At 62.9% G+C, this 25,756-nt stretch carries 20 protein-coding genes and 2 tRNA genes; 10 read left to right on the top strand and 12 right to left on the bottom strand.

What is annotated here, in order from left to right:
* Window position 1: 1 nt before the first annotated feature.
* The 10 genes from DW178_RS01635 to DW178_RS01590 all read right to left on the bottom strand — a co-directional run bounded on the left by DW178_RS01635 (window position 2) and on the right by DW178_RS01590 (window position 13,140).
* Window positions 2-1,354, bottom strand: a complete 1,353-nt coding sequence (locus DW178_RS01635) for a magnesium transporter MgtE N-terminal domain-containing protein (RefSeq protein ID WP_118349387.1) — start codon at window positions 1,352-1,354, stop codon at window positions 2-4.
* 286 nt (window positions 1,355-1,640) lie between these two features.
* Window positions 1,641-1,717: transfer RNA gene (locus DW178_RS01630), tRNA-Arg, on the bottom strand.
* A 23-nt stretch (window positions 1,718-1,740) separates the two neighbouring features.
* Window positions 1,741-1,817, bottom strand: a tRNA-Arg gene (locus tag DW178_RS01625).
* A gap of 231 nt (window positions 1,818-2,048) precedes the next feature.
* The gene (gene pknB / locus DW178_RS01620) at window positions 2,049-4,079 is read right to left on the bottom strand and encodes a Stk1 family PASTA domain-containing Ser/Thr kinase (RefSeq protein WP_118349445.1); all 2,031 of its coding nucleotides are present in this window, start codon (window positions 4,077-4,079) and stop codon (window positions 2,049-2,051) included.
* 87 nt (window positions 4,080-4,166) lie between these two features.
* Window positions 4,167-6,962 carry an FtsW/RodA/SpoVE family cell cycle protein gene (locus DW178_RS01615; RefSeq protein WP_118349386.1) on the bottom strand — a complete coding sequence of 932 codons (2,796 nt, stop codon included), beginning with the start codon at window positions 6,960-6,962 and terminating at the stop codon, window positions 4,167-4,169.
* Window positions 6,963-6,968: 6 nt separating this feature from the next.
* Window positions 6,969-8,189 (bottom strand): Stp1/IreP family PP2C-type Ser/Thr phosphatase, encoded by a 1,221-nt coding sequence (locus DW178_RS01610; protein ID WP_118349385.1) that lies wholly within the window; start codon window positions 8,187-8,189, stop codon window positions 6,969-6,971.
* Complete coding sequence (locus tag DW178_RS01605; RefSeq protein WP_042432199.1) at window positions 8,189-8,602, bottom strand: FHA domain-containing protein; 414 nt, start codon at window positions 8,600-8,602, stop codon at window positions 8,189-8,191. Before DW178_RS01605 ends, DW178_RS01610 begins: the two co-directional genes overlap by 1 nt.
* A 21-nt stretch (window positions 8,603-8,623) precedes the next feature.
* Complete coding sequence (locus DW178_RS01600) at window positions 8,624-9,814, bottom strand: FHA domain-containing protein (RefSeq protein WP_118349384.1); 1,191 nt, start codon at window positions 9,812-9,814, stop codon at window positions 8,624-8,626.
* A gap of 475 nt (window positions 9,815-10,289) precedes the next feature.
* Complete coding sequence (locus DW178_RS01595) at window positions 10,290-12,281, bottom strand: LuxR family transcriptional regulator (RefSeq protein ID WP_118349383.1); 1,992 nt, start codon at window positions 12,279-12,281, stop codon at window positions 10,290-10,292.
* 397 nt (window positions 12,282-12,678) lie between these two features.
* Window positions 12,679-13,140, bottom strand: a complete 462-nt coding sequence (locus tag DW178_RS01590) for a hypothetical protein (protein ID WP_118349382.1) — start codon at window positions 13,138-13,140, stop codon at window positions 12,679-12,681.
* Window positions 13,141-13,505: 365 nt separating this feature from the next.
* Here DW178_RS01590 and DW178_RS01585 point away from each other — a divergent pair, with 365 nt between their 5' ends.
* The 8 genes from DW178_RS01585 (at window position 13,506) to DW178_RS01550 (ending at window position 20,657) form a co-directional block, all read left to right on the top strand.
* On the top strand, window positions 13,506-14,321 hold the full coding sequence (locus DW178_RS01585) for a hypothetical protein (protein ID WP_118349381.1): 816 nt from the start codon (window positions 13,506-13,508) through the stop codon (window positions 14,319-14,321).
* A 3-nt stretch (window positions 14,322-14,324) separates the two neighbouring features.
* Complete coding sequence (locus tag DW178_RS01580) at window positions 14,325-15,032, top strand: TorD/DmsD family molecular chaperone (protein ID WP_286168451.1); 708 nt, start codon at window positions 14,325-14,327, stop codon at window positions 15,030-15,032.
* Entirely contained in the window at window positions 15,032-15,991 is a 960-nt protein-coding gene (locus DW178_RS01575) for a substrate-binding periplasmic protein (RefSeq protein WP_118349380.1), read from the top strand. Before DW178_RS01580 ends, DW178_RS01575 begins: the two co-directional genes overlap by 1 nt.
* A gap of 64 nt (window positions 15,992-16,055) precedes the next feature.
* A complete protein-coding gene (locus DW178_RS01570) occupies window positions 16,056-16,589 on the top strand; it encodes an LOG family protein (RefSeq protein WP_118349379.1) in 534 nt (177 codons plus the stop codon).
* Between the two features lie 126 nt (window positions 16,590-16,715).
* Window positions 16,716-18,314, top strand: a complete 1,599-nt coding sequence (groL, locus tag DW178_RS01565) for a chaperonin GroEL (protein ID WP_118349378.1) — start codon at window positions 16,716-16,718, stop codon at window positions 18,312-18,314.
* 457 nt (window positions 18,315-18,771) lie between these two features.
* Window positions 18,772-19,428 carry an SOS response-associated peptidase family protein gene (locus tag DW178_RS01560; RefSeq protein ID WP_502695379.1) on the top strand — a complete coding sequence of 219 codons (657 nt, stop codon included), beginning with the start codon at window positions 18,772-18,774 and terminating at the stop codon, window positions 19,426-19,428.
* Window positions 19,429-19,487: 59 nt separating this feature from the next.
* Window positions 19,488-19,817, top strand: coding sequence for a hypothetical protein (locus DW178_RS01555; RefSeq protein ID WP_158573963.1), 330 nt, complete (start codon window positions 19,488-19,490; stop codon window positions 19,815-19,817).
* A gap of 120 nt (window positions 19,818-19,937) precedes the next feature.
* Window positions 19,938-20,657: an HNH endonuclease gene (locus tag DW178_RS01550; RefSeq protein WP_118349375.1), complete on the top strand. Its 720-nt coding sequence runs from the start codon at window positions 19,938-19,940 to the stop codon at window positions 20,655-20,657.
* A 150-nt stretch (window positions 20,658-20,807) separates the two neighbouring features.
* Here the strand turns inward: DW178_RS01550 and DW178_RS01545 are convergent, their stop codons facing one another.
* Window positions 20,808-21,971 (bottom strand): DNA/RNA non-specific endonuclease, encoded by a 1,164-nt coding sequence (locus DW178_RS01545; protein WP_118349374.1) that lies wholly within the window; start codon window positions 21,969-21,971, stop codon window positions 20,808-20,810.
* A 92-nt stretch (window positions 21,972-22,063) separates the two neighbouring features.
* Here DW178_RS01545 and DW178_RS01535 point away from each other — a divergent pair, with 92 nt between their 5' ends.
* Together DW178_RS01535 and DW178_RS01530 are read left to right on the top strand one after the other, a co-directional pair.
* Window positions 22,064-24,214, top strand: a complete 2,151-nt coding sequence (locus tag DW178_RS01535; protein WP_286168450.1) for a serine/threonine-protein kinase — start codon at window positions 22,064-22,066, stop codon at window positions 24,212-24,214.
* A 98-nt stretch (window positions 24,215-24,312) separates the two neighbouring features.
* Window positions 24,313-25,209: an acetamidase/formamidase family protein gene (locus DW178_RS01530; RefSeq protein ID WP_118349373.1), complete on the top strand. Its 897-nt coding sequence runs from the start codon at window positions 24,313-24,315 to the stop codon at window positions 25,207-25,209.
* 137 nt (window positions 25,210-25,346) lie between these two features.
* Here the strand turns inward: DW178_RS01530 and DW178_RS01525 are convergent, their stop codons facing one another.
* Entirely contained in the window at window positions 25,347-25,544 is a 198-nt protein-coding gene (locus DW178_RS01525; RefSeq protein WP_042432175.1) for a DUF6724 family protein, read from the bottom strand.
* Window positions 25,545-25,756: the final 212 nt, after the last annotated feature.

Raw genomic sequence — 25,756 nt, 5'->3', positions numbered from 1 at the left:
CTTACCTCCAATGGAATCCTGCGATTTGCAGTACGACAAGGGTGTAGAGGATCAAGAAGATCACGGCACCGGTCGCAATGCCTACCCACTTCCAAGCGGAAGTCTTCGTTTTGTCGCTGCTGACGTCGTCCTCGATGGCATCCCAGGCGTCGTCGACGGTGACGATGCCAAGCAGCGTGCCGCGCTCGTCTACGACGGGCATGGCGGTCAGGTCGTACTTGAAGATGTCGGCGGAGACGTCCTCTTCGGTTTCATCCGGCGTTGCGGTGATCAGGTCGTCATACATGCACTTCGACATGGGCGTTTTATCATCGGTGAGCACCAAAGTGCGCAGCGAACAGACGCCAACGAGCTTGTCGTATTCATCCAGCACGTATACGAAGTGGACGGAAGGATGGTCCTCCGGAAGCTCGCGAAGCACCTCGATGGCGTGCCCGACGGTGTCGGTGTCTGCGACTGATACGAACTGCGTGGTCATCATGCCGCCGGCGGTGCCGTCCTTGTAGCCGAGCAGGCGGCGGATCTCCGTTGCGTCTTCCACGCCCATAAGGCGCAGGAGCGTTTCGGCACGCTCGTAGGACAGGTCGCGCACGATGTCGGCTGCGTCGTCCGGGTCCATGTTGCCCAGCACGTTAGCGGCCTGCTTGTTGTCCAAGCTTTCGATGAAGTCGGACTGGTATTCGTCCTCCATCTCCGAGATGGCCTCGGTTGCCTGGGCATCGTCGAGGTGTTCGAACACGTTTGCGCGCTGCTGCGGGTCCAGCTGCTCCAAAATGTCCGCGACGTCGGCGGGGTGCAGCTCGTCCAAGCGCTTATGGGTGATGGATAGCTGCACCTCGGACAGGTCGCGGTCCAGCAGATCCATATAGTTCCACGCGATGATCTGCTCGTCGATCTTCTTGCCAAAGACCTTGGCGACGGAGACCACCGAGCGCTCGATCCAAGGGGCTAGGCCGCGCAGGATGCCGCGGACGCCCACCTCGGCGCCAAGCAAGCGAAGCTGGGAGCCGGATACGGAAAGCTTCAGGTCGTTTACACGCACGACCTTCAGGCCCTGCGTGTCGACGATCTGGCGGTTCATAAGATCGCGTGCGAGCAGCACCTCGTCGGGCTGCAGATAGCTGAAGCGGATATCGTGCGCTTCGACCTGCAAGGTGAGGCCGTCGTCGTCGAATTCGTCGACGTACTTGCGCCATGAGATCATGAACGGTATCTTGCCCGGGCCTTGGAAGGCTAGGCTGGTGATACGCGGAAACACCTCGCCCGTGGAGATGGCGAGGTCAGATACGGTGCCGATTTTCTCACCGGTGCAGTCGACCACCGGTTTTCCCAGCATTTGAGAGAGATAGAGCATGATCAATTCCCTTGCTGTCCATGCTCGCGTTCGGCAGGGGCTTTTACAGGTGCCGGATAATGCTACGTCCGCCATGCGGTAATGGCGTTATGGGCACGTAAAGCTTCTGTCAAACGAGAGCGCGCTGCAGCCTGCTCCTTCGGCTGCCAGCGTAAGGGAGGAGTCGAAGGAAGGCTACATACTGTGAGGTTTCGGTTTTCGAACCTTCAACAGGGTTCCTTTCTTTGGCCTACAAAACAAAAAACCGCATGTGCTCGGTGGAGCCATTGCGGAATTTCAAGCTAAATGGTGCGCCGTGAGGGATTCGAACCCCCGACGTACTGATTCGTAGTCAGTCCCTCTATCCAGCTGAGGTAACGGCGCACATTGTCAAACGCGCTGTAAAATGGTGCGCCGTGAGGGATTCGAACCCCCGACGTACTGATTCGTAGTCAGTCCCTCTATCCAGCTGAGGTAACGGCGCACATCGAAACAGCAACGATTATTATGCGCGTATATCGACAATGAGTCAACACCTAATTTCGGCCAATATCAAATTTTTTGCAATTAGCGATGCTGGGCGCCGGTGCTCACCTGGGCGCGCATTCCGCCCTAAAAACCTGAAAGCTACATGCGATCAGCCCCAGATATAAAGAAAGGACCCCGAGCGGGGTCCTTTCTTTATGAGGCAAACGGGAGACGCTTGCCGTTGGTTTTAGTTGCTGGAACTGCCGCCTCCGTTGGTGTTGGAGCTGGAGCCGCCGCCGTTCGTGCTGTTGTTGCCGGAGCCGCCGTTGGTGGAGTTGTTGTTGCCGGAGCCACCGTTGGTGGAGCTGCCGGAGCCCGTGCTGATGACCAGGTGCACGGTCTTGCCGGGATCGAGCTCGGTGCCGCTGGTGGGCGTCTGGCTGATGACGTTGCCCGAGGAGACGGAGCTGCTGGCCTGGTACTCGGTGGTCACCTTAAAGCCTGCGTTGTTGAGCGTGGTCATGGCGCTGCCTTCGGATTGGCCGACGACGCTGGGAACGCTCACGGCCTTGCTCTCCTTGCCCTTCGACACCACGATGTTGACGGTGCCCTCGGCCTTGAGCTTGCTGCCGCTGGACGGGGTCTGGCTGATGACGAGGCCCTCTTCGACGGTGTCGGAGTACTGCTGGTCGACGGTGACGTAGAAGCCGGCGTTGTTCAGGGTTGCGGTGGCGCTGCTGCGGGTCTGCCCGACGACGTCGGGCACGCTGGTGCCCTCGGAGCCGAGCGACAGGTAGTAGGTGACCACGGTGTCCTTGGCGACCTTGGAACCTGCGGCGACGTCCTGGCGCGCGATGCGGTCCTTCTCAACGCTGTCGGAATATTCCGCGGTACCAGCCTTGTACTTCAAGCCGTTGGCTTGCAGCAGTTTCTTAGCCTCATCTGCGGTTTTACCGACCAGGTCGGGAACCTCTATCTCTTGCGAGCCTTGCGAGACGGTCAGGTTGATGGTGGAGCCCTTCGCCTTCTTTGCCTTGGCCGCGGGGTCCTGGCTGATAACCTTGCCCGAATCGACGCTGTCGGAGTAGGACTGCGTGACGTTGCCCACCTTGAAGCCGGCGGACTGGATGGCGGACTTCGCCTGGTCGAGCGTCTGGCCGGTGACGTCGGGGACTTCGATCTGCTCGCCGGAACCGCTGTTTCCACCCAAGGCGAACGCGGCGATGGCGATAAGCGCGACCACGGCTGCGACGGCGGCCACTATAGCGGCAACCTTCTTGCCCTTCTTCTTCGGCGCCGTGTTGTCCGACATATAGGAATGGTTCTGCGAGCTGCCGCCGTGCTGGTTGGCGCCGCCCACTGCGGGCATGACCGCAGTGCCGTCGGGCATGGGGCCGATGTTGGGCACGTTGCCCATGATCTGCGTTTGCGCGCCGGTGAAGCCCGCGCCCAGGGCAACGGGCCGGCCGGCCAGGTAATCGTTCAGGGCAGAGCGCATGTCCTTGGCGGTTGCGAAGCGCTCCATGGGGTTCTTCGACATGGCCTTGAGGATGATGGCCTCAAGGGAGGGGTCGATTTCAGGGTTGAGCTCGCGCGGCGGCACAGGCTCGTCCTGAACCTGCTTCATGGCGACGCTGACCGCATCGGGGCCGTCGAAGGGCAGCTTGCCCGTGGCGGATTCGTACAGCACGATGCCGAGCGAGTAGATGTCGCTGGCGGCGGTGAGCTCCTTGCCCTGCGCCTGCTCGGGGGAGATATAGTGTGCAGTGCCCAGCACGCTGGAGGTCTGCTCCTTCGTGGAGTTCTTCGCGCGTGCGATGCCGAAGTCCATGACCTTCACGTTGCCGTCGGGCTGCACCATGATGTTTTGCGGCTTGATGTCGCGATGAATGATGTCGAGACCGTGGGCGACGGAGAGCGCCTGACACACCTGGCTGCCGATCTCGGCGACCTTGCGCTGGTTGATGGCGCCGCGCTGGTTGATGGCGGTCTTCAGGTCGGAGCCGCGCACGTATTCCATGACGATGTAGTACGTGCCCTCGTCTTGGCCCCAGTCGTACACGTTGACGATGTAGGGGCTTTGCAGGTTGGCGGCGCTAGCGGCTTCTTGCTTGAAGCGCTGCGTGAAGCTTTCATCTGCGGCATATTGGGGCAGCATGACCTTCACTGCCACCAAACGACCCAAGACGTTGTCTTGTGCGCGGTACACCTCGGCCATGCCGCCGATGCCGATGCGCTCGGTGATTTGGTAGCGGTTGTTGAACACCCTGCCGATCATGTTTCCGGTCACGTTTGAACTCCTTTAGGTCACATGCTGGGCGGAATTTTGAGTAAAACCCATAGTACCCCGCTCAGCATACTTTTTCTATATAAGCCCCTGAACTTCCAAAGCTGTTTGCAAGATGTCATGAGCCTTCTGGGTGCCCACGCCTTCGTCGCCGTCCTCGATGACCACGGCAACCACTACGCCGGCGTTGTCTGCGGGCGCCATGCCCACGAACCAGCTGTCGTTGCTGTTGGCCTTCTCGGCCGTGCCCGTCTTGCCGGCCACTTCCACGCCGTTGATCTGCGCGGCGGTGCCGGTGCCTTGCTTGACAACGCCCTTGAGGATATCGCGGACGCGCTTTGCGGTGTCGGAGCTGATGGAGGTGCGCAGTTTCTCGGGTTGTGCCGTGAAGCTGCGCTGGCCGTTGGCGTTGTACACGCCGTCCACCAGGTAGGGCTTCATTTCCACGCCATCGTTGGCGATGGCGCTTCCCACCATGGCCATCTGCAGCACGGTGGCCTGCGGGCCGGCGGGGCTTTCGTGGTTCATGGGGTTCACCGGCTCGCCGGCGGCGGCCCAGGCGGTCTCCCATTCGGTCATCTCGCTCGGGTCGGCCATAAGCGACGTGTACATGACGATGGGGAAGTCCAGGTCCTGGTTGAACCCGAAGCGCTCGGCGCCCTCCACCAGCTTATCGGCGCCCATCTGCACGCCCAGCTGGCCGTAGACGGTGTTCGCCGACCACCATGTGGCCTGCTCGAGCGTTTGCGTGCCGTAGCTGGTCTTGTTGAAGTTCGACACGGTGGCGTTGCCGATGGTGATGGTTCCCGGGGACGAGAACGTGGTGGACTCGCTTGCCACGTCGTCCTCGATCGCCGTGGCCAAGGTGACCATCTTGAACGTGGAGCCGGGCGCGTACAGCGTGCCCGTGGCGCGGTTGATCAGCGAGGTCTCGGCCGTGCCGGAGTTCGCCTGGGCGATCTCCTGCTCGAAGTCCGCGGCGTCGTAGGTGGGCGCGCTGGCAAGCGCCAGGATGGCTCCGGTCTTCGGGTCCATGACCACCGCTGCGCCCTTGTTGCCGGCAAGCGCGTCCTGCGCAGCCTGCTGGATCTTCGAGTTGATGGTGAGCGTGACGTCGTTGCCGGCGGTGCCCACGCCCGCCATGTCGTTGAGCACGTCGGTCCAGCTGGCGAAGCTCTCCTGGCCCTTCAGGGTTTCGTTGTACGAGGCCTCGATGCCCGAGGTGCCGTACTGCTGCGACACGTAGCCGACCACATGGGTGGCCAGGTCGCCGGCGGGATAGATTCGCTCGTAGCTGCCGTCGTCGTCCACGGCGCTGCGCGCCAGCACGATGCCGTCGTAGGTGGAGATGGTGCCGCGCTCGCTTTTCGCTTCCTTGGCGAGCGTGTGGTTGTTGCCCGGCATGGTCTGGTACGAGTCGGCCTGCACCACCATGATCATGGTGAGGTTCGCCACCAGCAGGGCGAACAGCGCGCTGCACAGCAGCATGCCGTTGGTCAGGCGCTTGCCCAGGCTGATGCGGCCGAGCACGCTGTTGGAGTGCAGGCTGGAGGTGGTGCCGTTGAGCATCTCCGTGCCCACGCCCGTGGCCTCGTCGCCCGCGCGCAACAGGAAGCCCACGATGATGAAGCTGCCCAAAAGCGAGGAGCCGCCCTGGCTGATGAAGGGAAGGGTGAGGCCGGTCAGCGGGATGAGGCGCGTGACGCCGCCCACGATGATGAACGCCTGCAGCACGATCATGCCCGTCAGGCCCACGGCCACGAAGCTGGACACGTCGGACTTCGCGCGCGCCGCAGTCAGGAAGCCGCGGATGGCGAAGCATAGGAACAGCAGCAGCACGCCGGCGGCGCCCAGAAGGCCGATCTCCTCGGCGATGTCGGCGAAGATGAAGTCGCTTTCCACGACGGGGATGGCGTTGAAAGCGTCGGTGCCGCCCGCAAGGCCGTTGCCCAGGCCGACGCCGAACAGGTCGCCGTCGGCGATGGAGTAGAGCGCCTGGCACAGCTGGTAGCCGGTGTTCTGCGCATCGGAGAACGGGTCGAGCCAGGTGTTCACGCGTACCTGAACGTGGCCGAATGCCGCATAGGCGGCAAGTGCACCCACGGTGATCAGACCCAGGCCCACCACCAGGTAGAACTTCTTACCCGTTGCAACGTAGAGCATGAGCAGGAACACGAAGAAGAACACCATGGCGCTGCCCAGGTCCTTTTCGAAGACCACGATGACCATGGCCACGCCCCACATGAGCAGGAGCGGCAACAGCGATCGGATGTCGGGCAGGTGGAACGGGCCCATGCGCACGGTGAACACGGACAGCAGTTCGCGGTTCTCGGCCAGATAACTTGCCATGAACAGCACGATGACGATCTTGGCGATCTCGCCGGGCTGGAAGGAGAACCCGCCGATGTGCAGCCAGATGCGGCTGCCGTAGATCTCCTGGCCAAGGCCGGGGACCATCGGCGAGAGCAGCAAAAGGATGCCCACGAGCATGAGGGTGTATTTGTAGTTGGCGATCTTATCGAGGTTGCGGAACAGCGCCAGCACCACGATCATGCAGGCAACACCCACGAACAGCCAGACCACCTGGCCTTGCGCCATGTTGGGCGCGTCCGTGAACGGCGCGATGCGCGTGATGAAGGCGATGCCGATGCCCGATAGGCCGAACGCCAGGGGCAGTAGGGCAGGGTCAGCGCCGGGTGCGAGCTTGCGCACGGCAAGGTGGGCCACCACGAAGGCGGCGAAGATGCCGATGGGCACGCTGAGCGAATCGACGTTGACCTGCTGGCCCTCGTTGATGGCGATCATGACGAACAGCAGCGCCACGACCGGCGCCGCCACCAGCAGAAGGACGAGTTCTATGTTGCGACGGGACATGATGCGCTACCTCTGCGTTCCCGTGCCGCTTTGCGAGGCGACCGCCGGCGCGTTCGCGGCGGCGTCGTTGGTGGTCGCGGTGGCGCTTGCCTGCGTGGATGCGGCCTGCTCGGAGCCTTCCGGCTTGCTGCGCTGAGTCGCTTCGTCGCGATATTGCTGCACCAGGTCATGCGCGGCGTCCATGTTGTCGACGCGGATGCCCTCCTGCAGGCGCGAGGCCGTGCCCGGCTGCAGGCTGTCGACGCTCACGTCGGTGACTTCTTGTTGCTTATATAAGTGCATGCCCAGGAAATTGGCGGGGATGCCCTCGTAGACGGCAACCTTGCCGTTGTCCTCGCCCAGGTACGCGGTGGTGTGGAGCCACGTGTGCACGCCCCACGCGCCGCCGCCCAGGATGGCCAGGAACAGCACGAGGACCAGCGCCACGGAGAACTTCGTCTTGCGCGCCAGCTTGCGGCGGCGCTTCTCGGCGAATCCGGTGACGTTGGAGACGATGACGGTGACGTTGTCGTGGCCGCCGGCGGCGATTGCCTCGTTGACCAGTTGCGATGCGCAGCGTTGCGGGTCGGGCACGCGTCGCATGACGGCTTCGATCTGCTCGTCCTCGATCATGGACGACAGGCCGTCGGAGCACACGAGCAGGCGGTCGCCGGTTTCGACGTTGATCTCGTACATATCGGGGCGCGTGTTGGGGTCGGACCCGAGCGCGCGCGTGATGACGGAGCGCTGCGGATGATGGCGCGCTTCTTCGGGGGTGAGCTGGCCGGCCTCGATCATGTCGGCCATAAGGCTGTGGTCGCGCGTGAGCTGCTGCAGCTTGCCGTGATGCAGCAGATAGGCGCGTGAGTCGCCGACCTGCGCGATGATGAGGCGCTCGTTTTCCAGCATGCAGGCGGTAAGGGTGGTGCCCATGCCCTCGCGGCCGCGCCCGTCGCGCGCCGCGCGGATGATCTCGTGGTTCGCTTCTTCGACGGCGTGCTCCAGGGCTGCGCCGTCGAGGTCCTTCGGGGCCAGCTCGGCCAGCACGTTCACCGCTATCTCGGAAGCGACCTCGCCTGCGGCGTGGCCGCCCATGCCGTCGGCGACGGCGAACAGCGGCGGGGCCACCACCAGGCTGTCCTCGTTGTGGTCGCGCACGCAGCCGACGTCGGTTCGGCTTCCGAACGTGGTGACGACGCCTCTGCGCGTGCGTTGGGTGGAGCGGTAGGAACGTTTATCACGGGACATTATGCAAACCTCACGCGAATGGCCACGTCGCCCACGTTGACGGTGTCCCCGTTACGCAAGGCGGTGGGCTCGTTGATGAACTGGCCGTTTACGGCCGTGCCATTGGTGGACCCCAGGTCCTCCACGAACAGGTTCTGCCCCATGAGGCTGAACCGGGCATGCCTGCCGGAGACGTAGCCCGCGCCGATGACGATGTCGGCCCCGGGGTTGCGGCCCACGATGACCGGGCCGCGTACCACGATGGATACGCCGCGCAGCTCCTTCGGACCCTTTTCGACCGAAAGGCTCCACGTGCGCTCGCGTTTGCGCTGGCCGCGCACCGCTCCGATGCCGGTTTTCATGATGGCGAACAGGAACAGGTACAGCAGCGCGACGAACAGCAGGCGGATGAGAAGCAGCGCGTAATCGATCACGGGGAATCCTCTCGCTTTCGCTTAGGCCAACGTGAAGACGAAGTTCGTGGACCCCATGGCGATATGATCGCCCTCGTTCAGCGGCTGGCTGGCGACGGCGCGGCCGTTGACGTACGTGCCGTTGGTGGAGCCCAGGTCGGTGATAACCCATGCGCCCTGCGGGCTCAGGGAGATCTCGGCGTGGGTGCGTGACACGTTGATGTCGGGGATGGTGATGTCGTTGCGCGACTCGCGGCCGAGCGTGACGCGGGCGCTTGCCAGGTCGATGGCGCGGTTGGCGGCCGTGTCGATCAGGCGGGCGCGGGAGGCCTGCTGCGGCTGGGCGGGCTGCTGGCCCGGCACGCCGGCGCCGGCGAACATCACGGTGTTGGCAGCCTGCTGGGGTGCCGCCTGCTGCGGCATGGCCTGGGGTCGCGGGGCGGCAGCGGCAGCCTGACCTGCAGCGTAGCCGGCAGCGGCTGCTGCAGGGGCGGCACCGGCGGCATAGGCGTTGAACTGGTCGACCGCACCGGCCGCGGCTTGCTGCGCTGCAGCGTAATCGGGGGCGGCAGCGGGCTGGTCCCAGGATTCCTGCGCGGGAGCCTGATAGCCCTGGGCCTCCCAGCCGTTTCCGGCGGGCATCTGCTGATAGCCCTGGTTGCCGTACTGATCGTATTGGTCGTACTGACCGTATTGATCGTGCTGGTCATATTGGTCGTACTGGTTGAAGCGCTGGTCGGGCATGGCTGCGCCTGCGCGGCCGAACTGCTGCGCAGGGTATGCGGCGGCAGCGCCGTAGCCGGCGTTCGCTCCGCCCAGGCCGTAGCGCTCCATCTCCTCGTTGCGCAGCTGGGAGATGATGGGCGCGGCGACGGCTTCGGCGATGACGTCGAACTTGCCGTGCTTGAGGCCTTCGTCGACGATGAAGCGCACGAGCGGCTGGCCGTCCATGGTCAGGCCCTGCTCGGAGGCCTTCGCGGCCAGGTAGGTTTCCGTTTCACCCGCGAGCGTGGGGTAGTAGCCGAACAGACGGCGGTCGTCGTCGGGGTTGACCAGCACGGTGTAGAGCGTGGGCGCGTACTGCTTGCCGGCGCCGACCATCTTCTCGCGGCGCATCTGCTTTTCGGCCTTCTTGGCGATCTGAACGGGGGAGATGGGGGCGTCGAACATCTTGTCCGCCGTGCCCTCGAACGTGTCCTCCATTTTGCCTTCGAACTTCGAGAAGATGCCCATTACCGCTCCTTGCAACGCTGTTCCATATCATGGCGGCGATAAGCCGCGAATTTACCGATGGTCCATCATGCCACAAACATAATGGCGAGATGGCGTCCTTTATGCAATCGTCATTATATTGTAAGCGGGGAAAGCGGGGAATCGCCAGGTGAAGCGCCGGGAAAGCGGGGGAGGGGGTCTAGGGCGCGGGAGCGGTGCTCGCCGAGGGCGTTCGTTGCCGAAACCCTCGTTTGCACGTGGGGCACTGGTTCTGGGCTGTTCTGCAGGAAAAGAGGGCTTTTCGCGCCGTGGTCTCTGGACTTCTGGGCGGTTTTTCGAGCGCCGTAGCACAATCTTTCAGTAAAACCCCAGGTCGCGAACGCCCAGGTTCTCCGTTTGAGCGTTTTCGGCCTCCGAAACCCCCCAGAACTTGCTTCGAGTGATGGTGGGCGCCGTTCGCGCCGGGCGGGCTTGGCCCCGCGTTGCTCTTGCGCCGCTATTCCGTCGGCTGGGCGTTTTCCACCATGCGCATGAGGTCCTGCTGGCTGTGGACGTCGCACTTGCGGTAGATGTGGCGGATGTGCGTTTTGGCTGTGCCCTCCGAGATGTAGAGTTTCTCCTGGATGTAGGCCGCGTTATGGCCCTTGGCCAGGAAGAATAGGATCTCGGTCTCGCGGCGCGATAGGAGGAACGTGTTCGCCACCGTCTCGCACTTGCCGCGGAAGCGGCCGCCGCCGCGTGCGGGCTCGTTGGGTTTCGCGAAGCGCGCTTCGGCAATCGCCGCGGGTGCGGGGTGGGTTGTTTGCCGTTCGCGCGCGGTGGGCAGGGCGGATGACGTTGCGGTCGAGTCCGCCGCGTCGTCGTTCCCGTTCGTGGTTCCGGCAGGTTGCGCAACCGTCGCGCTTTCGGGTTCGCCTGCGCTTCCAGCTGCCCCTGCGCCCATCGCGACTTCGCCGCCTTCACGCGCGGCGCGGTCCGCGGCGGCGTTGCCGGCTGAAGCGGGAACTTCGCAAGAAGCCGCTTCGGCCTCCCCACGGATAGCGGCCGCGGTGACGGCTGCCGAGGAAGCGTCCGCCAGCACGGATGCTTCGCCTTCTGCTGCCAGGTCGTCCGTCGCCCGTTCGCGCTGCTCGGCGCTCTCGGCCACCCCCTGCTCGAGGGCCTCCATGCCCTTGGAGGCACCGCAGTTGCGCAAACCGGCAGCGCGCTGGGACTCCTCTTTGCGCTCGAAGCTGGCGGACACGGCTTTGACCAGGGGGCACGGCATGATGATCGACTCGATCTCGCGCTCGCGGGGCAGCAGCGCATAGGCGAACACGATGACGAGCAGCAGCAAAACCACCAGTGCCTGCTCGCCGAACGGCAGCAGGTGCGCGTAGCTTGCAAGGGCGACGGGCACGAGCGCGCCGAACATGATGGCGATCGCCAGGATGGCGCGGCCGAGCCCGAACACGAAGATGGGCGACAGGCGGAAGCGTTGCGACAGGTCGGCGAAGAAGATCCACATGAGCGACTCGAAGCATAGGAAGCCCACAAGCATGATCACGCTGGTCAGAGCCGTGTTCTCAGTGCTCGCGAGGGGCATGATGAACACGGTGACGGCGATGAACGGCACGAGGGGCTGGAAGAAGCGGCTCCAGCGGTCGCCGCCGCCGAGCGCCATGATGGTCACGAGCACCAGCACGGTGGCGCAGCCGGCTGCCAGCAGCAGCATCGGCTGCGCGCCCACGCTGGTCTTCATCACGAGGTTCTGCAGCGAGTTCGATCGCAGCATGCCCAGGGCGATGCCGAGCACCAGCACGGGGGCGCCGAAGCGCACAACGAACCTGCCGCGGTTGATGGGCAGCGGTTTGAAGATGGGCACCTCGTCGCGCTCATGAAAGGGCTTGGGCGTTTTCTTCAGCAGAATAGCCAGCTCAAGCAGCGGAACGCAGGCGATCGCGATGGCGGACACGGGGAAGGGCGCATAGTGCAGCACGGTCGCGAACAGGCCGATGGCGATGGAGATGGCGATGGCGGTGTTCAGCACGATCGAGGCGCTGTCGGTGCGGGCGAACGCCGTGCCCCAGTACACGATGAGGATGGCGGAGCCGATGCCGGTCATGATGCCGGACGCCGTTTCCGCCAAGGGGGTTCCGAAGAAGGGAACCGTCAAGAGCAGCAGCGAGCCCACGCACGAAAGCGCGGCGCCGATGCAGAGCAGCTTGCGAGATGTGTACAGCTTCAGGAAGCGCTGGTCGGTGGCTGCGATGAGCAGCATGGCGAATACGTAGACGATGGTTGAGATCAGGTAGGGGACGGTGACGCTGCTGCCGTAGAGCCCTTGGAAGCAGGGCATGGGCCCGAACACCGAGGCGGTGCCGAACATGGTGGCGTACACCCACGCCTGATGCAGGCCGTAGCCGACCGATAGCAAGCTCAGCTCGCCGAATGCGCTCTCGTCGCCGAAGTCGGCATTGAGCGTGATCCTTGGAACGCGTACCCCCATACGCAAACCCCTCCCGGTATTGTATTGTGCATCCTCTTCGCCGTCTATGATACCGGGCGATGGGGGGATGATGCACGCGACTGATGGGGTGATTTTGATGTCACCCTGCTAAAGTCAGGCTATTGAACTGCGGAAATGGAAAAATCATCCCAGGAGGATGATGCTGCGGGAGCGTGTCTGCTTCGCATTGGAGGCGTCTTCGTGCAGCCAAGCGCCATCGGTCTGGCCGAGCGCGTTCGCCGGCCTCGCTCGCCCCCGTGCGCGCTGCGTTCTGCCCGTCGGTTCGATTGCGCACGCGTTCGCAGCTGCGTTCCATCGATCTTGCCGCGCCTGCCCGCGTTCGCTGTTTTGCCGCGCGCGGGCCGGCTGGCCGACCGGCCCGTATGCGCGTCGGGCGCTAGGCCACCTTGATGACCACGTTGTCGTAACGGCTGAGCTGGGTGTCTTCACCCGTGGTGCCCTGACCGTCGTGCGTGGTCTGCGTGCCCGGCTTCTGGGTCTCGGCGGCGTACACGGTTGCCGTGTACTGCTTGCCGGCCAGGTAATCGGCCAGGCTGGTGGCGTTGTAGTCGTGAATGGCCTCAAGGCCGTTCTGGTTCTCGCTGGACATGACATCCTCGTTCAGCAGGTCCTTGACCGTGCTTCCCTCGGGAACGATGACCAGCTCGCTACGGATAGCGCCGCCCTGGGCGGTTTCGTCCAGCACGCACGTGACCTCGTGCACGCCCTTGCTTTCCACCTGGACGCCCTCATCGCTGTGGACGTAGTAGAACGCATAGGCCGGCACGGCGATCATCGCGCACGCGCAGCACGCGACCGCGATGGCAAGAAGCTTCTTGCCCCAAGATACGTTTGCCATTTGAGCCTCCCTTCTCGTAAGAGTCGAGGAATGGAAGCCCCGCTTTCGACAACGTGGTTTGCAGTATACGGGCGCACGGTCGTTCAGGCAACCGATTAACAAGCCTGTGACCTGGGGAAACATGGAATCAGCCCCCGCGTATGATGTCGTCGGCGTCCCGGGCGGCGCGTTGGCGGCGACAACTTCGCCATTTTAGGGTTTGCGGGATGATGGCCCGCTTCCCGCGCTTCCTATAATGGGCGGCAGCGAAGAGGAAACACGCCTGCGACCTGGTGGTTCGCAGGCGATTGGCCGCGCGTTCGAGGTGAACGCCGGCCGGCCCTGCGCCGCGCGCCGGGGCCCGACGTAGAACAGGGGGATTTGCGATGGCCGAAAATCAAATTGCTGATTTGTGGGACGAAGAGGACGAGTTCGACCCGCTGGCCGTGGACGATCTGGAAATCAACCAGGAGGACATGGACGACGACAACCCGCTTGATACGGTGGACTATCCCACCATGCGCAATATGCCCGAGGACATGCAGCGCGAGTCGGTGTACAGCCCCGAGCGCCAGGGCGGTGCCGTGCAGGCCGTGCTGGCTATGCTCGATCACAACCCGGCGCGTCGCCCGGTGCTGGTTTCCATTCTGGGTTGGTGCGAAGGCGGTTGCGTGAACAGCGAGCTTACGGAAAAGGTTGACGCGCTGCAGGCCGACAACCGTTCCGTGTACGGCACCACCACGCTGTGCCGTATGCTGGAGCGCGCCGGAGCGCTTGAGCTGGAGATGCCGGAAACGTCCGAAGAGCGCGAGGACGCGGCCGAGGGCGTTGAGTACCTGGAAATCAAGGAGCGCGTTGACCCCACGTGGCGCACCACCGAGGCCGGCAGCGCCGTGTTCGCCCAGATGACTGATGGTTCGGCGTTCCGCGACATGGTGTTCAACCGCGACGTGAAGTACCTAGAGGTATACCGCGCGGTCATGAACTTCGTGGATGCCGCGCCGCGTTCGAAGGACGACATCGAAACGCTGGTGGACGGGTTCGACGTGGTGAAAAGCCCGCGCCGCTTCGGTGGTCACTTCATTGACATGCTGGAGAAAACCGACGCGCTGCATTGGAAAGATCACTCGTGGCAGCTGACCGACCTGGGACGCAAGATGATCCCCGAGGTTGAGGCCGCGTGTGCGAAGAAGGGGGAGTAACCGATGGCTGAGAACATGGCTGCAGCACCCGCTGCTGGGGAAGAGATGGACCTGGCTGCGCTGATGGATGGCCGAGCTCGTACGTACGGCCTGATGGCGCGCCTGTTTCTGAAGGAAGTTGACAAGGCTGCGCTGACGGAGTTGCAGGGCATGCGCTTCCCGGCCGCCACGAGCAGCGCCAAGGTGGACGAGGGCTACCACATGCTGTACGACTACCTGCGCACCAGCTGGGACGACAGCATCACCGAGCTTGCCATCGACTACGTGCGCACATTCATCGGTCACGGCGTGAACGGCTTTTCTGCGGCGTATCCGTTTGAGAGCGTGTACACCTCCGAGCGTCGTTTGATGATGCAGGAAGCGCGCGCCGAGGTGCTGCAAACGCTGCGCGAGAACAACCTGAAGCGTGGTCGTTGGACCGAGGGCGAGGACCACATTGCCCTTGAGCTGGAGTTTATGCAGCGTATGGCCATGCGCACGGCCGAGGCTCTGCGTGCCGGCGACGAGGACAAGGCCATCGAGAAACTGCGCACGCAGCAGAAGTTCGCGCAGGACCACCTGCTGAACTGGCTGCCCATGATGACCGAAGACATGCGTCGTTTCGCGCGCACCATGTTCTACCAGGGTTTGGCCCAGCTGGTCATGGGCTATGTGGAAGAGGACGCTGACCTGCTGGAAGAGCTGCTGGACAGCGTGGAAGAGGCTGCGTAGTGGCGGCGCGTTGCCGCCGCGTTATAGGAAGCGCTGCGCTGTGCGCGGCGCTGGTTGCTGGGCTCGGCGGGTGCGCCGGGTTCAGCCCTGTTTCGGGGGCGGATGCACAAGGTGGTGCGTCGGCGGGTGTCGAGAAGCAGGCGGCGGAGTTGTCGCTGGTGCACGAGGGTGCGTTGACGGTGGCGTGCCCGTTGGACTGCCTGCCGTATTTTCAGGATGCCAACGGCGTGCAAACGGGGTTCGGCTGCGAGCTGATGGATGCGGTTGCGCAGCGGCTTGACGTTGAAGTTGCCTGGTCGAAGGCAGATTCGGCTGATGCGGCGCTTGCGCGTGCGCAGGTGGCAGGGCAGACCGTTCGTGGTGCGCAGGTGCGGGCCGACGCGGCCATGACGGTGGCGGATGCCGTAAGCGGGCAGGTTGGCAGCGTTGTTGCAGATGACGCGTCGGGCATGGTGCGCGTTCCGTTCGTAGACGTGAGCCAATGCTTGGTGGCAAAGAAGTCTTCCGCTGTTGAAAGCGTTGATGACCTGGGCGGATGTAAGGTCGGCGTGCTTGCAGGCTCACCCGGCGCTGCATGGGCGGCATCTTCGCTTGCTGATGTACAACTAGTTGAGTACAACAACGTGGGTGAGCTGTTTTCGGCGCTGCAGGCGCGTAATGTGGATGCCGTTGTGGCTGATGAGCAGGCCGCGAACTACCACTTGCGCGTGTCGTATGGCGATGAGCATGTGGTGCAGCACATCGAAGGGGCCGACGCGGGCTATGCGCTGGCGTTCGACGCTGACAACGAGGCGCTGGCGCAGGCTGTGGCGCAGGCGCTTTGTGCGATGCGGGAAGATAGTTCCTACCAGCAGCTTTGCGACGCGTGGTTCTCCGAGGCCGACAATTCGCGCGGCAAAGTTGAAGCTCGTACGCCCGAACAGGGTGCCCCCGGTCACGACAAAGGCGGCGGCGTGTAGGCGAAACGCTGCGCGATGGTGTAGGCTAGGGCGCGTTACTGTTTTCGGTTGAAAGGGTTTCGCCATGAGGATATGCGCGTTCGGCTCATCGAGCCGGGATCTGGATGCGCTGTACATCGATGCCGCTTACGAGCTGGGACGCACGTTGGCCGAGCACGGGCACGGCCTGGTGTTCGGGGGCTACGACGTGGGCCTGATGGGCGCGGTGGCGCACGGCGTGGGTGACGCGGGCGGTAGCGTCATAGGCGTCGTCACCGAGGGCCTGAACAAGAAGGGACGCCCCGTGTACCCGTGCACCGAGCTGATCTGCGAATCCGACCTTGCCACCCGTAAGACGCGCATGACCTCGCTGGCCGATGCGTTCGTCACCTTGCCTGGCGGCCTGGGCACGTTCGACGAGTTCTTCGGCATCGTCTCCCAGGTGAAGGCCGGCGAGCTGGATGCGAAGAGCGCCATCCTGAACGTGGGCGGCTATTTCGACCCGCTGGTCGAGATGCTCGACCGCGCGACCGCCACGGGTCTCAACTCTACCGACTGGCGCAGCAACTGCGACGTGTTCGACTCCCCCGAGCCGTTGGCGGCGTGGCTGGAAGCCTAAATAGGTAACGAAACGCTCCCGTTTCCCATAAATACCTGCCTGCATCTAGCACTCGTAGACAAAGAGTGCTAACTTTCTTTGGTAGCAAATATCGTTATGCACGTGCTCAAGGAAGGGGCTCATAGCATGGCTAAGGAAATCGCATACGACAACGAGACGCGCGAGAAGCTTGCGACCGGTGTGGCGAAGCTGGCCGACGCGGTGCGCGTGACCATCGGCCCGAAGGGCCGTTACGTCGGCATCACCAAGAAGGGCGAGCGTCATCCCAACGTCTCCAACGACGGCGCTACCGTTGCTGCGCACGTGGGCGCATACGACCACGTGGAGAAGATGGGCCTGCAGGTGGTCCGCGAGGCAGCAACCGCCGCGAACAACGAGGCTGGCGACGGCACCTCCACGGCAACGCTGCTCGCTGATGCCATCGTGCGTGAGGGCGTGCGCTACGTTACCGCCGGCAATGACCCGCTGGCCCTGCGCCGCGGCATCCAGAAGGCCGCCGACGTCGCATCCGACGAGCTGCTGAAGGCCGCCACGCAGGTGACCACGCGCGAGCAGATGGCCGAGATCGCCACCGTTTCCTCGGGCGACCCCGAGATCGGCGCGAAGATCGCCGAGGCCCTGGACGAGATCGGCCAGGACGGCGTCATCTCCGTTGAGAAGTCCACCAAGTTCGGCATCGACCTGGAAGTCAAGAAGGGCATGCTGTTCGACCGCGGCTTCATCTCCCCGTACATGGCCGACGATATGGGCTCCATGACCGGCGAACTTGAGCAGCCCTACATCCTGATCACCGATCAACGTCTGGCTGACAACTTCAAGGACGTCGTGCCCGTGCTGGAGGAGGTCATGCAGTCCGGCCATCCGCTGCTCATCGTGGCAGACGACGTGCGCGGCGAATCCCTGAACTCCCTGCTCATGAACCGCCAGAAGGGCACGCTCATCAGCGCAGCCGTCATGTGCCCTGGCGCCGAGGAGCGCCGCAAGGCGGAACTGGAGGACATGGCCATCCTCACCGGCGGCGAGGTCATCTCCCCCGAGCGCGGCCTGTCGCTGGCAGACGCCAAGAAGAGCATGCTCGGCCGTGCCGCAAGCGTGCAAATCACGAAGAGCCGCACGCTCATCATCGGCGGCAAGGGCAAGCAGGAGGCCATCGAGAAGCGCTGCGAGGCCATCCGTAACGAGCTGAAGAACCCGCATTCCGACTACGAGCTGGACGTCATGCGCGAGCGCTTGGCGAAGCTGTCCGGCGGCATCGCCGTCATGAGCGTCGGCGCTGCAACCGAGACCGAGATGAACGAGATCCGCAGCCGCATCCAGGACGCCCTGCGCGCAACGCGCTCGGCTGCAAGCCAGGGTCTGCTGGCCGGCGGCGGCGTTGCCCTGATCCAGGCGTCCAAGGCGCTTGACCAGGTGGAAGCCGCCAACGAGGAGGAGCGCTTCGGCGTGGACATCCTGCGCAAGGCGCTCGAGGAGCCCATGCGCGCGCTGTGCAGCAACGCCGGCTATAACGGCGACGTCGAGGTTGCCAAGGCGCTTGAGGCACAGCCCGGCTTCGGTCTGGATTGCGAGACCGGCAAGTACGGCGACATGATCTCCATGGGCGTTGCCGATCCGGCCAAGGTCACCGTCACGGCCCTGCAGGCCGCCGCGTCCGTTGCCTCGCTCATCCTCATCACCAACTGCAGCATCACCGAGGCTGACAAGAAGGATGAGGAAGAGAGGTAGCAGTCGCGCAAGCAGTTACTGCGCTGATCGGGGAAGCAGTTCCCCGACGCGAAGCTTCGGCTTCGCCAGTCCTTTCAAATAGAGCACGCTGAACGGGAGCCCTACGGGGCTCCCGTTTTTATACGGAACGCGAAATCGTATAAAGAAGCGCTCGAAAACGTGCGCTAAGTTATACGAATCCCGGAAATCGTATAAAGTAGATGAGATTCCAGGCCCCTTCTTTATACGAATCGCGAAAACGTATAACTGAAAAGTCGAGGGCGGCGGGGCGGACCCTAAGAAGAAGCAGGGGTAGGGAATCGTGTTCATGCTCATGCAATACGAGACGTTCGGGCTCACGCAGCAGTTCAAGGAAGAGTTCGGAGTAGTGCCGGTGGTCTGGCGGAATCCTTTCGAGTAGGGGTTTGTCGTGTGCAGAAGGTTCACGGTCGTTACATGGGATGAGGTTGCGGAAGTTGTGCGCGAGCTGCAGGCGGATTCGCCTGTGAACGCGCAGCCCGATTGGCCTGCGCGTCCGATGGCTGGTGAAGCCGCGACAGCGCAGGTTGAGCCGGGCGAGGATGCGTTCCCTGGCGCGGGCGTTGACGTAATCGTCCGCGGTCCGGAAAGCCAACTGGCTGTTGAACGTTTGACCTGGGGATTCCCTGTTGAATGGCAGCAACGCCCCGTGTACAACACGCGCTTGGAAACGGCGATGGGGCCGAATCCGGGTATGTGGGAGCAGCCGATCGCGCAGGGTCGCGGCATCGTTGTGACGGGCGGTTTCTTCGAAGCGCATGCGACCCAAACGACACGCAGCCCGAAAACGGGGCGGCGAATCAAGCAGCAGTATCGTTTCGAAAGCGGCGAAGATTCGCCGCTGCTGCTGGCGACGGTATGCGGTCAAGGTCGCTTCTCGGTAGTGACCACGCGCCCGAACGCCAACGTTGCGCCCGTGCACAACCGTATGCCCCTGGCGCTAACGCTCGCCGAGGCGCGTTGGTGGTTGCGTGCGCCGTGGCCCAGCCTGGTGGCCAACTGGCAAAAGCTAGCAAATCGCGAAAGGCTTGCGTTAACGGCGGCCCCAGAGCAACCGCCAGCCCCGGTAACGTTCGGGCAGGGGACGTTGTTTTAAGGCGTGCAACGTTTGCGGGGTGCGAGCTAGAGCTTGCCGCTGCGCAATGAAACTTCGCATTGACCTCTTCTGTCGGATTGCTTGTTGTCGAACGGAGCGGACGCTGGCACAATTGCAGTATGGCTTTGAGCGATGGGAACATATCGACTAAGGTGGAAACGGCGGAAGTGCCGTTTCCATTGACGCGCATTGATGGCTCGATGTGCGTTGATGACTTCCTTCCATACACGAACCTATCGATCGAGCGTGCGTTGCGTTTGATCCCTCTTGAAGATGACCCCGAAAGCCATCGAAACCTGTATGCGTGGTTCATGAATGAAACGGGGAAAGAAGGCGCTCGATTCCATGGCAGCACATTGCCTGGAGTTAAGTTTAAGCATGTGGCGTAGCGTGGGATCCATGTGCCGAGCCGCCACAGGTATGCGGCAACGGTGACGGTTGCCTATAACAGCTTATATAGCGAGAACAACGATGGTACCCGAATCGATTTGGGCGATGGGACATGGGTCTTGTACTACTCGGCCCATCAAAACAATTCCGGCGGAACGACCGACATGCAATGGAATCAAAAGCTGGTGAATTGCTTGATGGATGGCGTTCCCGTTGGTGTGTTCCTTCAGCAGAACTCGTCTTCGAGTTCGTACCTGCGCTTTCTCGCGTTCGTTGAGGAGTTCAATCCCGAGAACGAGTTGTTCACCTTGCACGGGCCCGTTACGCCTAAGACCGAGCATTTGTTTGCGAGTGCGGCGCCGCAAGCCGAAATGAGGGAGTCGGCAACGGTTGACGAGGGGCCTCTATCAAACGAGGCAAGCGATCCCGAAAGCATGGAAGAGGATCGCCGCCGTTTCTCCGTTGCTCGTCGTATGGTGCGTCAAGGGCAGCAAACCTTTAGAAAAGACCTGCTCGAGGCTTATGAGGGGCATTGCGCGGTTACGGGATTCGATACGAACGAGGTGCTGCAAGCAGCGCATATCCTTGATTATCGCGGAACCCAAAGCAATGTTGTGGAGAACGGCATTTTGCTGCGTTCCGATATTCACTTGCTATTTGATAGCTATTTGCTGGGTATTAACCCTGCTTCGATGCGTCTGGAAGCAAGTTCACGGATTTCGGACGGATCATACGCAGATCTTGATGGTGCGCCGCTGTTTTTGCCTAAAGAGAAGGCGTTGCGCCCGAACGAGAATTTCCTTATCGCGAAGTACAAGCGTTTTAAGTGTTGCGTTTGATTCCGAAGTAGTGCCGTGGCGTTTCTCTTAGATGAAAGATGAATGCCGCGCCGTTTTGCCTTTCTTTTGTTTCCCTAGCGATTTCTATCTGCTGTGATCCGTTGATAAGCGGCTGCTCGTCGTGCTTCTCGAGGATCTCCCCATGTCAACTTACGGTTTGCAGATGCCGCAGGGGGAGTAGCCTCGGGCTATGAGTTGGTCTCGGGTGCCGGTGAAGTCCTGCTTGTTTGCGTTTGAGATGTCGCTGGCGGCGGAGCAGTCGGGCTTGTGGAACTTCTTGTTCTTCACGTTCAGGATATAGTCCTGCTGCTCGGATGCGCTTTGGTTGCCGGCGCTGTTGCTGCCGGTTCCGTCGGCGTTGCTGGCGTTGCTCCCGCTGCCGGACCCGTCGCCACTGCCGTTGGCGCTGCTGCTGCCGTCGGCATTGCTCCCGTTGGCGCTTCCCGCTGCTGCCTTATCCGCTCGCGCTGCTGCTGCGGTGGTGATGGTGGCGTTGCCTTTGCTGGTGACCTGCGGGGTTTCGGACGATTCCCAGCTTTCGCCGGTCACGTAGTCGATGGCCACGCCTGGCTCCACGTTGTACACGAACACGTTGAACTGCACGGCTTCGCCGTTGTCCTCGACGGACTTCGCTTCCATCTGAACCCCGCGCGCCACCAGGTCGTTTGCGGCGAACAGCGGGGTGACGCGGTAGAGCACGTGGTTGCCCGTGCTGCGCACATAGTCGCCCACTAGCTCCTCGTAATACAGCATGCCTACTGCATTGAACGTGCGCGTGCCCGTGATCAGGTTCTTCTCGTTGGCGTTTTCCCCGCACAGCTGATGCGCGATCAGGTGGCTGCGGTTATACAGCATGCCGTCGTCGACGAAGCTGTATTTGCGCTGCACCCAGCCGCTCGGGTGCACTTGCGAGATGTCGCCGCGCTTCTCGTTGGATACGGTGTCGGGTCCGATGCGTGCGAAAGCGGTGCCGCAGCGGCCTTCGAAATCCAGGTCGCTGAACTGCATAAACGTTCCGCGCGCCTCGTCCTGTGCCGTAAACCCGGGCATGCCGTGGTTGATATCGATGCACAGCGCGCCGGTATACGCAGGGATGTCGGCGATGGTCGCCTGCGCGGATCGCGCGTCGTCGGAGCCACCGTATGTGCCGGCGCTTCCGTCTGAGCTGCTGATGGAGCTGCCGGATCCAGCGGCGTTATCGCCGATGCTGACGGTACAGCCCGTTGCGGGAAGTGCGAACGAGAACGCCAGCGCCAGGGCGGCTAATGCTGCGGCGATGCGCTGGGGAAGCGAAAGCGTGCGGTTATCTTTCAACGGCGGCCTTTCTGTTGTTGCTTAGGCTGCCGATTGTAGCGAATGGATTTGATGTACCTATGGCGCGCAAGTGCCTGCAATATAATGTGCGCATGACTAAAACGCAGCTGATACTCAATCGATACAAGCCCCTTGCCAAGGCGGGGGTCGGCGGCTTCGGTACGGTGCAGGTGGCATGGGATACGCGCATCCAGCGCAAGGTGGCCATCAAGTGCATCCCCCTATCCGAGGCCGAGTTGTTGCGCGCCGCCCTCCCCGGGGCAGATGCGCTTGATATTTTCCCTGATGAACGCGGCGAAAGCTCGGCTGGTTCTCAAGGCCTCGGCCTAATGGGCGCGCATACGGCGGGTTCCGCGGCATCTTCGGCGACCGCCATCGACCCGGCGGACGTTCCCCCGTGGGAGGATTTGCCGGCAGAAACGGGTTTTGCGGGCTCCGAGGATGCTGGGGTCCTCGACGGCTCCGATGCGCCGGCGGAGCCGACGAGCGCTCCTGCCCGCGAAGTTGGGCCCGGCTTTGAGGGATTCGATCCTGCGGACCCGTCGAGCGCCGATTCATTCCCTAGCCAGCTTTTGCCCGGTCAGTCGGTCAGCCTGACGAATGCGGTCGACCCTGCCAGCCGCCCGCTGGTGCGCACGCTCTCGCGCATCCCTGGATTGGACGAGGCCCGCACGGCGGCCATGCTGTCGGACCCGAGCATCGTCGCGGTGTACGACTTCGAGATCCAGGATTCCACGGCGTACCTGATCATGGAATATGTCGAAGGCATGACGCTCACCGAGCTGTTGCGCGACCACGACGATCGGCTGACGCTCGATGTGGTCGCTGCCGTGTTCGAGGCGGTGGCGCATGCGCTTGAGGTGGCGCATGAGAACGGCGTGCTGCATCTTGATATCAAGCCCGATAACATCCTCATCAACGCATCGGGCCAGGTGAAGGTGACTGATTTCGGTCTGGCGACCTTGGCCGACGCGCAGGGATTCGGCGTGGCTGGCGGCGGCACCATCGGTTACATGCCGCTTGAGCAGATGCGCCAGGAGAACCTTGACGCGCGGTGCGACGAATGGGCGCTCGCGTCGGTGACGTACGAGATGCTGGCGGGCGAGAATCCCTTCTTGGCGCCGAACTTGTTCCAAGCGCAGGAGGCCATCGAGGACGGCGAGCTGGTGCTGCCGTCGCTGTGCTGGGACAACCTTGACCCGGCCGCAGACGACCCCGTCTTCTACGCGTTGGACCCTGAGCGTGAGGAACGCTACGAGTCGGTGGCGGATTTTGCGGAGGAGCTTTCGCCGTTTTTGGGCGACCCGGCGAAGGGTCGTGCGGAGCTGGCCGACATCGTGGCCGGTCCGGATGAGGAAGAGGAGACCGAGCCGCAGCCTCGCGAGCCGGGCATCCCGTTGCGCGATCGCATCACCCCCGAGCTGGTGTTCTTCGGCTCGCATGCGTGCGGCGCGGCGGGGTCGGCGCTGCTGGCGTTTTTGTCGCTGCAGAACATCTCGCAGACCGAAGGGTTTACCAACCCCCTGTTCTGGGGGTTGCTGCTGCTCATCACGCTTGCCGGCGCGCTTCGTCCTCATCTGGGCGCGCTGTTGGGGTTCGTCTCCCTGTCGGCCATGCTGGTGATGTGTGGCGTGCCTGCTGCGGGATGCGTGCTGCTGGCGGGCACCGGCGTATGGTGGTGGTACCTGGGCCGTGCGGGCGACGCGACCGCGAACGCCGCGCTGGCGACGCCGCTTGCCGGTGCGATCGGGTTGGGGCCGCTCGGCCCGTTGGCGGCGGGTTTTGCGCTGCGCCCGGTTGCGGCGATGGCGACCGCGGCGTTCCAAGTGCTATGCGGGTTCATGCTGGCAGGCTTGGGAAGCGCCTCGTTCATGGGGTGGGATATGCTTGCCACCTGGCATTTCTCGACGGCGGCATTCGCAAGCGATGCGGTAATCGACCGGATGGCGGCAATGCTGTTGGACCCGGGCACATGGATCATGGCGGCGAGCTGGGTGCTTGCGGCGGGAGCCTGCGCCCTGCTGCGTTGGCGCCCCACGCGGCTGTTCGCGTCCTTTGGCGTGCTGGCGGGTGCAGCGGTGCTGGTTGCCGGGTTCGTTTTGGCGGCGATTTGCGGGGCTCCTTCCGCATCCGCCTTCACCGATCCTGCCGATGTGGCTTCGTTGGTCGTTTCCTCGGGCATTATGCTGTTCGCCGCCTATCTTCTGCCCGACCCCGAGTATTATGACGAGAGCGACGAATAACTTTCGCCCTTGACGTTAGGACGAAGCGGCGTTGCGGGATAACGCAAGAACGGCCGACGGCGCGGTGCCGCGGCCTTACATGGATAGGAAGGAAACCTATGATCGAGCTTAACGACGATAAGACGTTGTTCTTCTTCGACCGCGATCTTGAGCCGGTGCTGACCGTGAAGTCCGGCGAGACGATTCGCATCCGCACGAAGGACTGCTTCAGCAACCAGCTGACCGGTCCTCAGGACACCATGGATGACCTGGATTGGGACGCCGTCAACCCGGCAACCGGCCCGGTGTTCGTCGAGGGCGCGAAGGCGGGCGGCGCGTTGAAGGTGCGCATCGAGAACATCGAGTTCGACGAGCAGACCTGCTCCGCTACTGGCCAGGACGAAGGCGTGTGCGGCAACCGCTTCACCGAGTGGGCCACGCATTATTGCAAGATCCAGGGCAACACGCTGGCCTGGGATGAGCGCCTGAACATCCCGCTGCGCCCCATGATCGGCGTCATCGGCGTGGCTCCCGAGGGCGAGCCGGTGAACTGCGGCACGCCGGGCAGCCATGGCGGCAACATGGACAACACGGCGATCACCACCGGCGCCACGCTATACTTCCCCGTGGCGGTCGATGGCGCGCTGTTCGGCTGCGGCGACATGCACGCGGCCATGGGCGACGGCGAGGTCAGCGTTTCCGGCGCCGAGGTTGCGGGCTACGCTACCGTCACGCTGACGGCCATGCCCGAGCTGAAGCTGGTGAACCCGCTGATCGAGAACGATACGCATTTCGGCATCATCGTGTCCGCGGAATCGCTGGATGCGGCCGCTGAGCTGGCCGTTCAGCAGATGGTCGACCTGCTGGCTTCTCGCACGAACGAGTCCGAGGCCGATCTGGTCATGCTGCTGTCGCTGGTCGCCGACGTGCAGGTGTGCCAGATGGTGGACCCGCAGAAGACGGTGCGTTTCATGGTGCCGAAGTACGTGCTGGACGCCATCGGCTTCGCGCTGTAGCTGCAAAACGGGAAACGAAGAGCCCGCAAGCGTTGTGCTTGCGGGCTCTTTTGCGTTCGGGCAAAAAAGAAACCGCCCCGCGTATTGGCGTTGCGGGGCGGTTCGGCGGCAGGTGTGAGTGAGTGGCCGCCGCGTGGTTATTCCGAGTCTTCCTCGTCGTCATCGTCGAAGAAGGACCAGTCGTCCTTGCCCTTCGGGCGGTCGACGAACGTTTTGCGGGTGCGACGTTCCATGATGATGCATGCGATAAGGCTGATGACAAGACCCGCACCGATCATAATGCCCATGCCGGCATATGTCTCGAAAAGAAAGTGGTACAGGCCAATCCAATCCATGCTGTTCCTAACGGTTCGCTCGCAAGCGCTCGAAGGCGCGTATTACAAAGCCAAAGTATACTACACCGTTTCCGATCCGGTCGCGCCAAGAATGAAGAACAACCGACGATTAGCAACAAACCGCAAGAGTTCGAAGGTCTCGAGGGCCTGACGGGTCGGGCCTGACGGTTTGCTCGGACGGTTTGGGGACGTAGGACTAAGTGTCCGGTTCG

It is taken from the genome of Eggerthella sp. AM16-19 (assembly GCF_003474385.1).
In the GTDB taxonomy this organism is placed as follows: domain Bacteria; phylum Actinomycetota; class Coriobacteriia; order Coriobacteriales; family Eggerthellaceae; genus Senegalimassilia.
The sequence above is the reverse complement of the archived record's forward strand: the minus strand, read 5'-3'. Positions and strand labels throughout refer to the sequence as shown.

Excerpts from the sequence above, each read along its gene's own strand:
- groL (WP_118349378.1), top strand. The coding sequence starts at position 16,716 with ATGGCTAAGGAAATCGCATACGACAACGAGACGCGCGAGAAGCTTGCG.
- DW178_RS01600 (WP_118349384.1), bottom strand. The coding sequence starts at position 9,814 with ATGGGCATCTTCTCGAAGTTCGAAGGCAAAATGGAGGACACGTTCGAG.
- DW178_RS01595 (WP_118349383.1), bottom strand. The coding sequence starts at position 12,281 with ATGGGGGTACGCGTTCCAAGGATCACGCTCAATGCCGACTTCGGCGAC.
- DW178_RS01570 (WP_118349379.1), top strand. The coding sequence starts at position 16,056 with ATGAGGATATGCGCGTTCGGCTCATCGAGCCGGGATCTGGATGCGCTG.
- DW178_RS01585 (WP_118349381.1), top strand. The coding sequence starts at position 13,506 with ATGGCCGAAAATCAAATTGCTGATTTGTGGGACGAAGAGGACGAGTTC.
- DW178_RS01610 (WP_118349385.1), bottom strand. The coding sequence starts at position 8,189 with ATGTCCCGTGATAAACGTTCCTACCGCTCCACCCAACGCACGCGCAGA.
- DW178_RS01525 (WP_042432175.1), bottom strand. The coding sequence starts at position 25,544 with ATGGATTGGATTGGCCTGTACCACTTTCTTTTCGAGACATATGCCGGC.
- DW178_RS01635 (WP_118349387.1), bottom strand. The coding sequence starts at position 1,354 with ATGCTCTATCTCTCTCAAATGCTGGGAAAACCGGTGGTCGACTGCACC.
- DW178_RS01530 (WP_118349373.1), top strand. The coding sequence starts at position 24,313 with ATGATCGAGCTTAACGACGATAAGACGTTGTTCTTCTTCGACCGCGAT.
- DW178_RS01590 (WP_118349382.1), bottom strand. The coding sequence starts at position 13,140 with ATGGCAAACGTATCTTGGGGCAAGAAGCTTCTTGCCATCGCGGTCGCG.
- pknB (WP_118349445.1), bottom strand. The coding sequence starts at position 4,079 with ATGATCGGCAGGGTGTTCAACAACCGCTACCAAATCACCGAGCGCATC.
- DW178_RS01615 (WP_118349386.1), bottom strand. The coding sequence starts at position 6,962 with ATGTCCCGTCGCAACATAGAACTCGTCCTTCTGCTGGTGGCGGCGCCG.
- DW178_RS01580 (WP_286168451.1), top strand. The coding sequence starts at position 14,325 with ATGGCTGAGAACATGGCTGCAGCACCCGCTGCTGGGGAAGAGATGGAC.
- DW178_RS01535 (WP_286168450.1), top strand. The coding sequence starts at position 22,064 with ATGACTAAAACGCAGCTGATACTCAATCGATACAAGCCCCTTGCCAAG.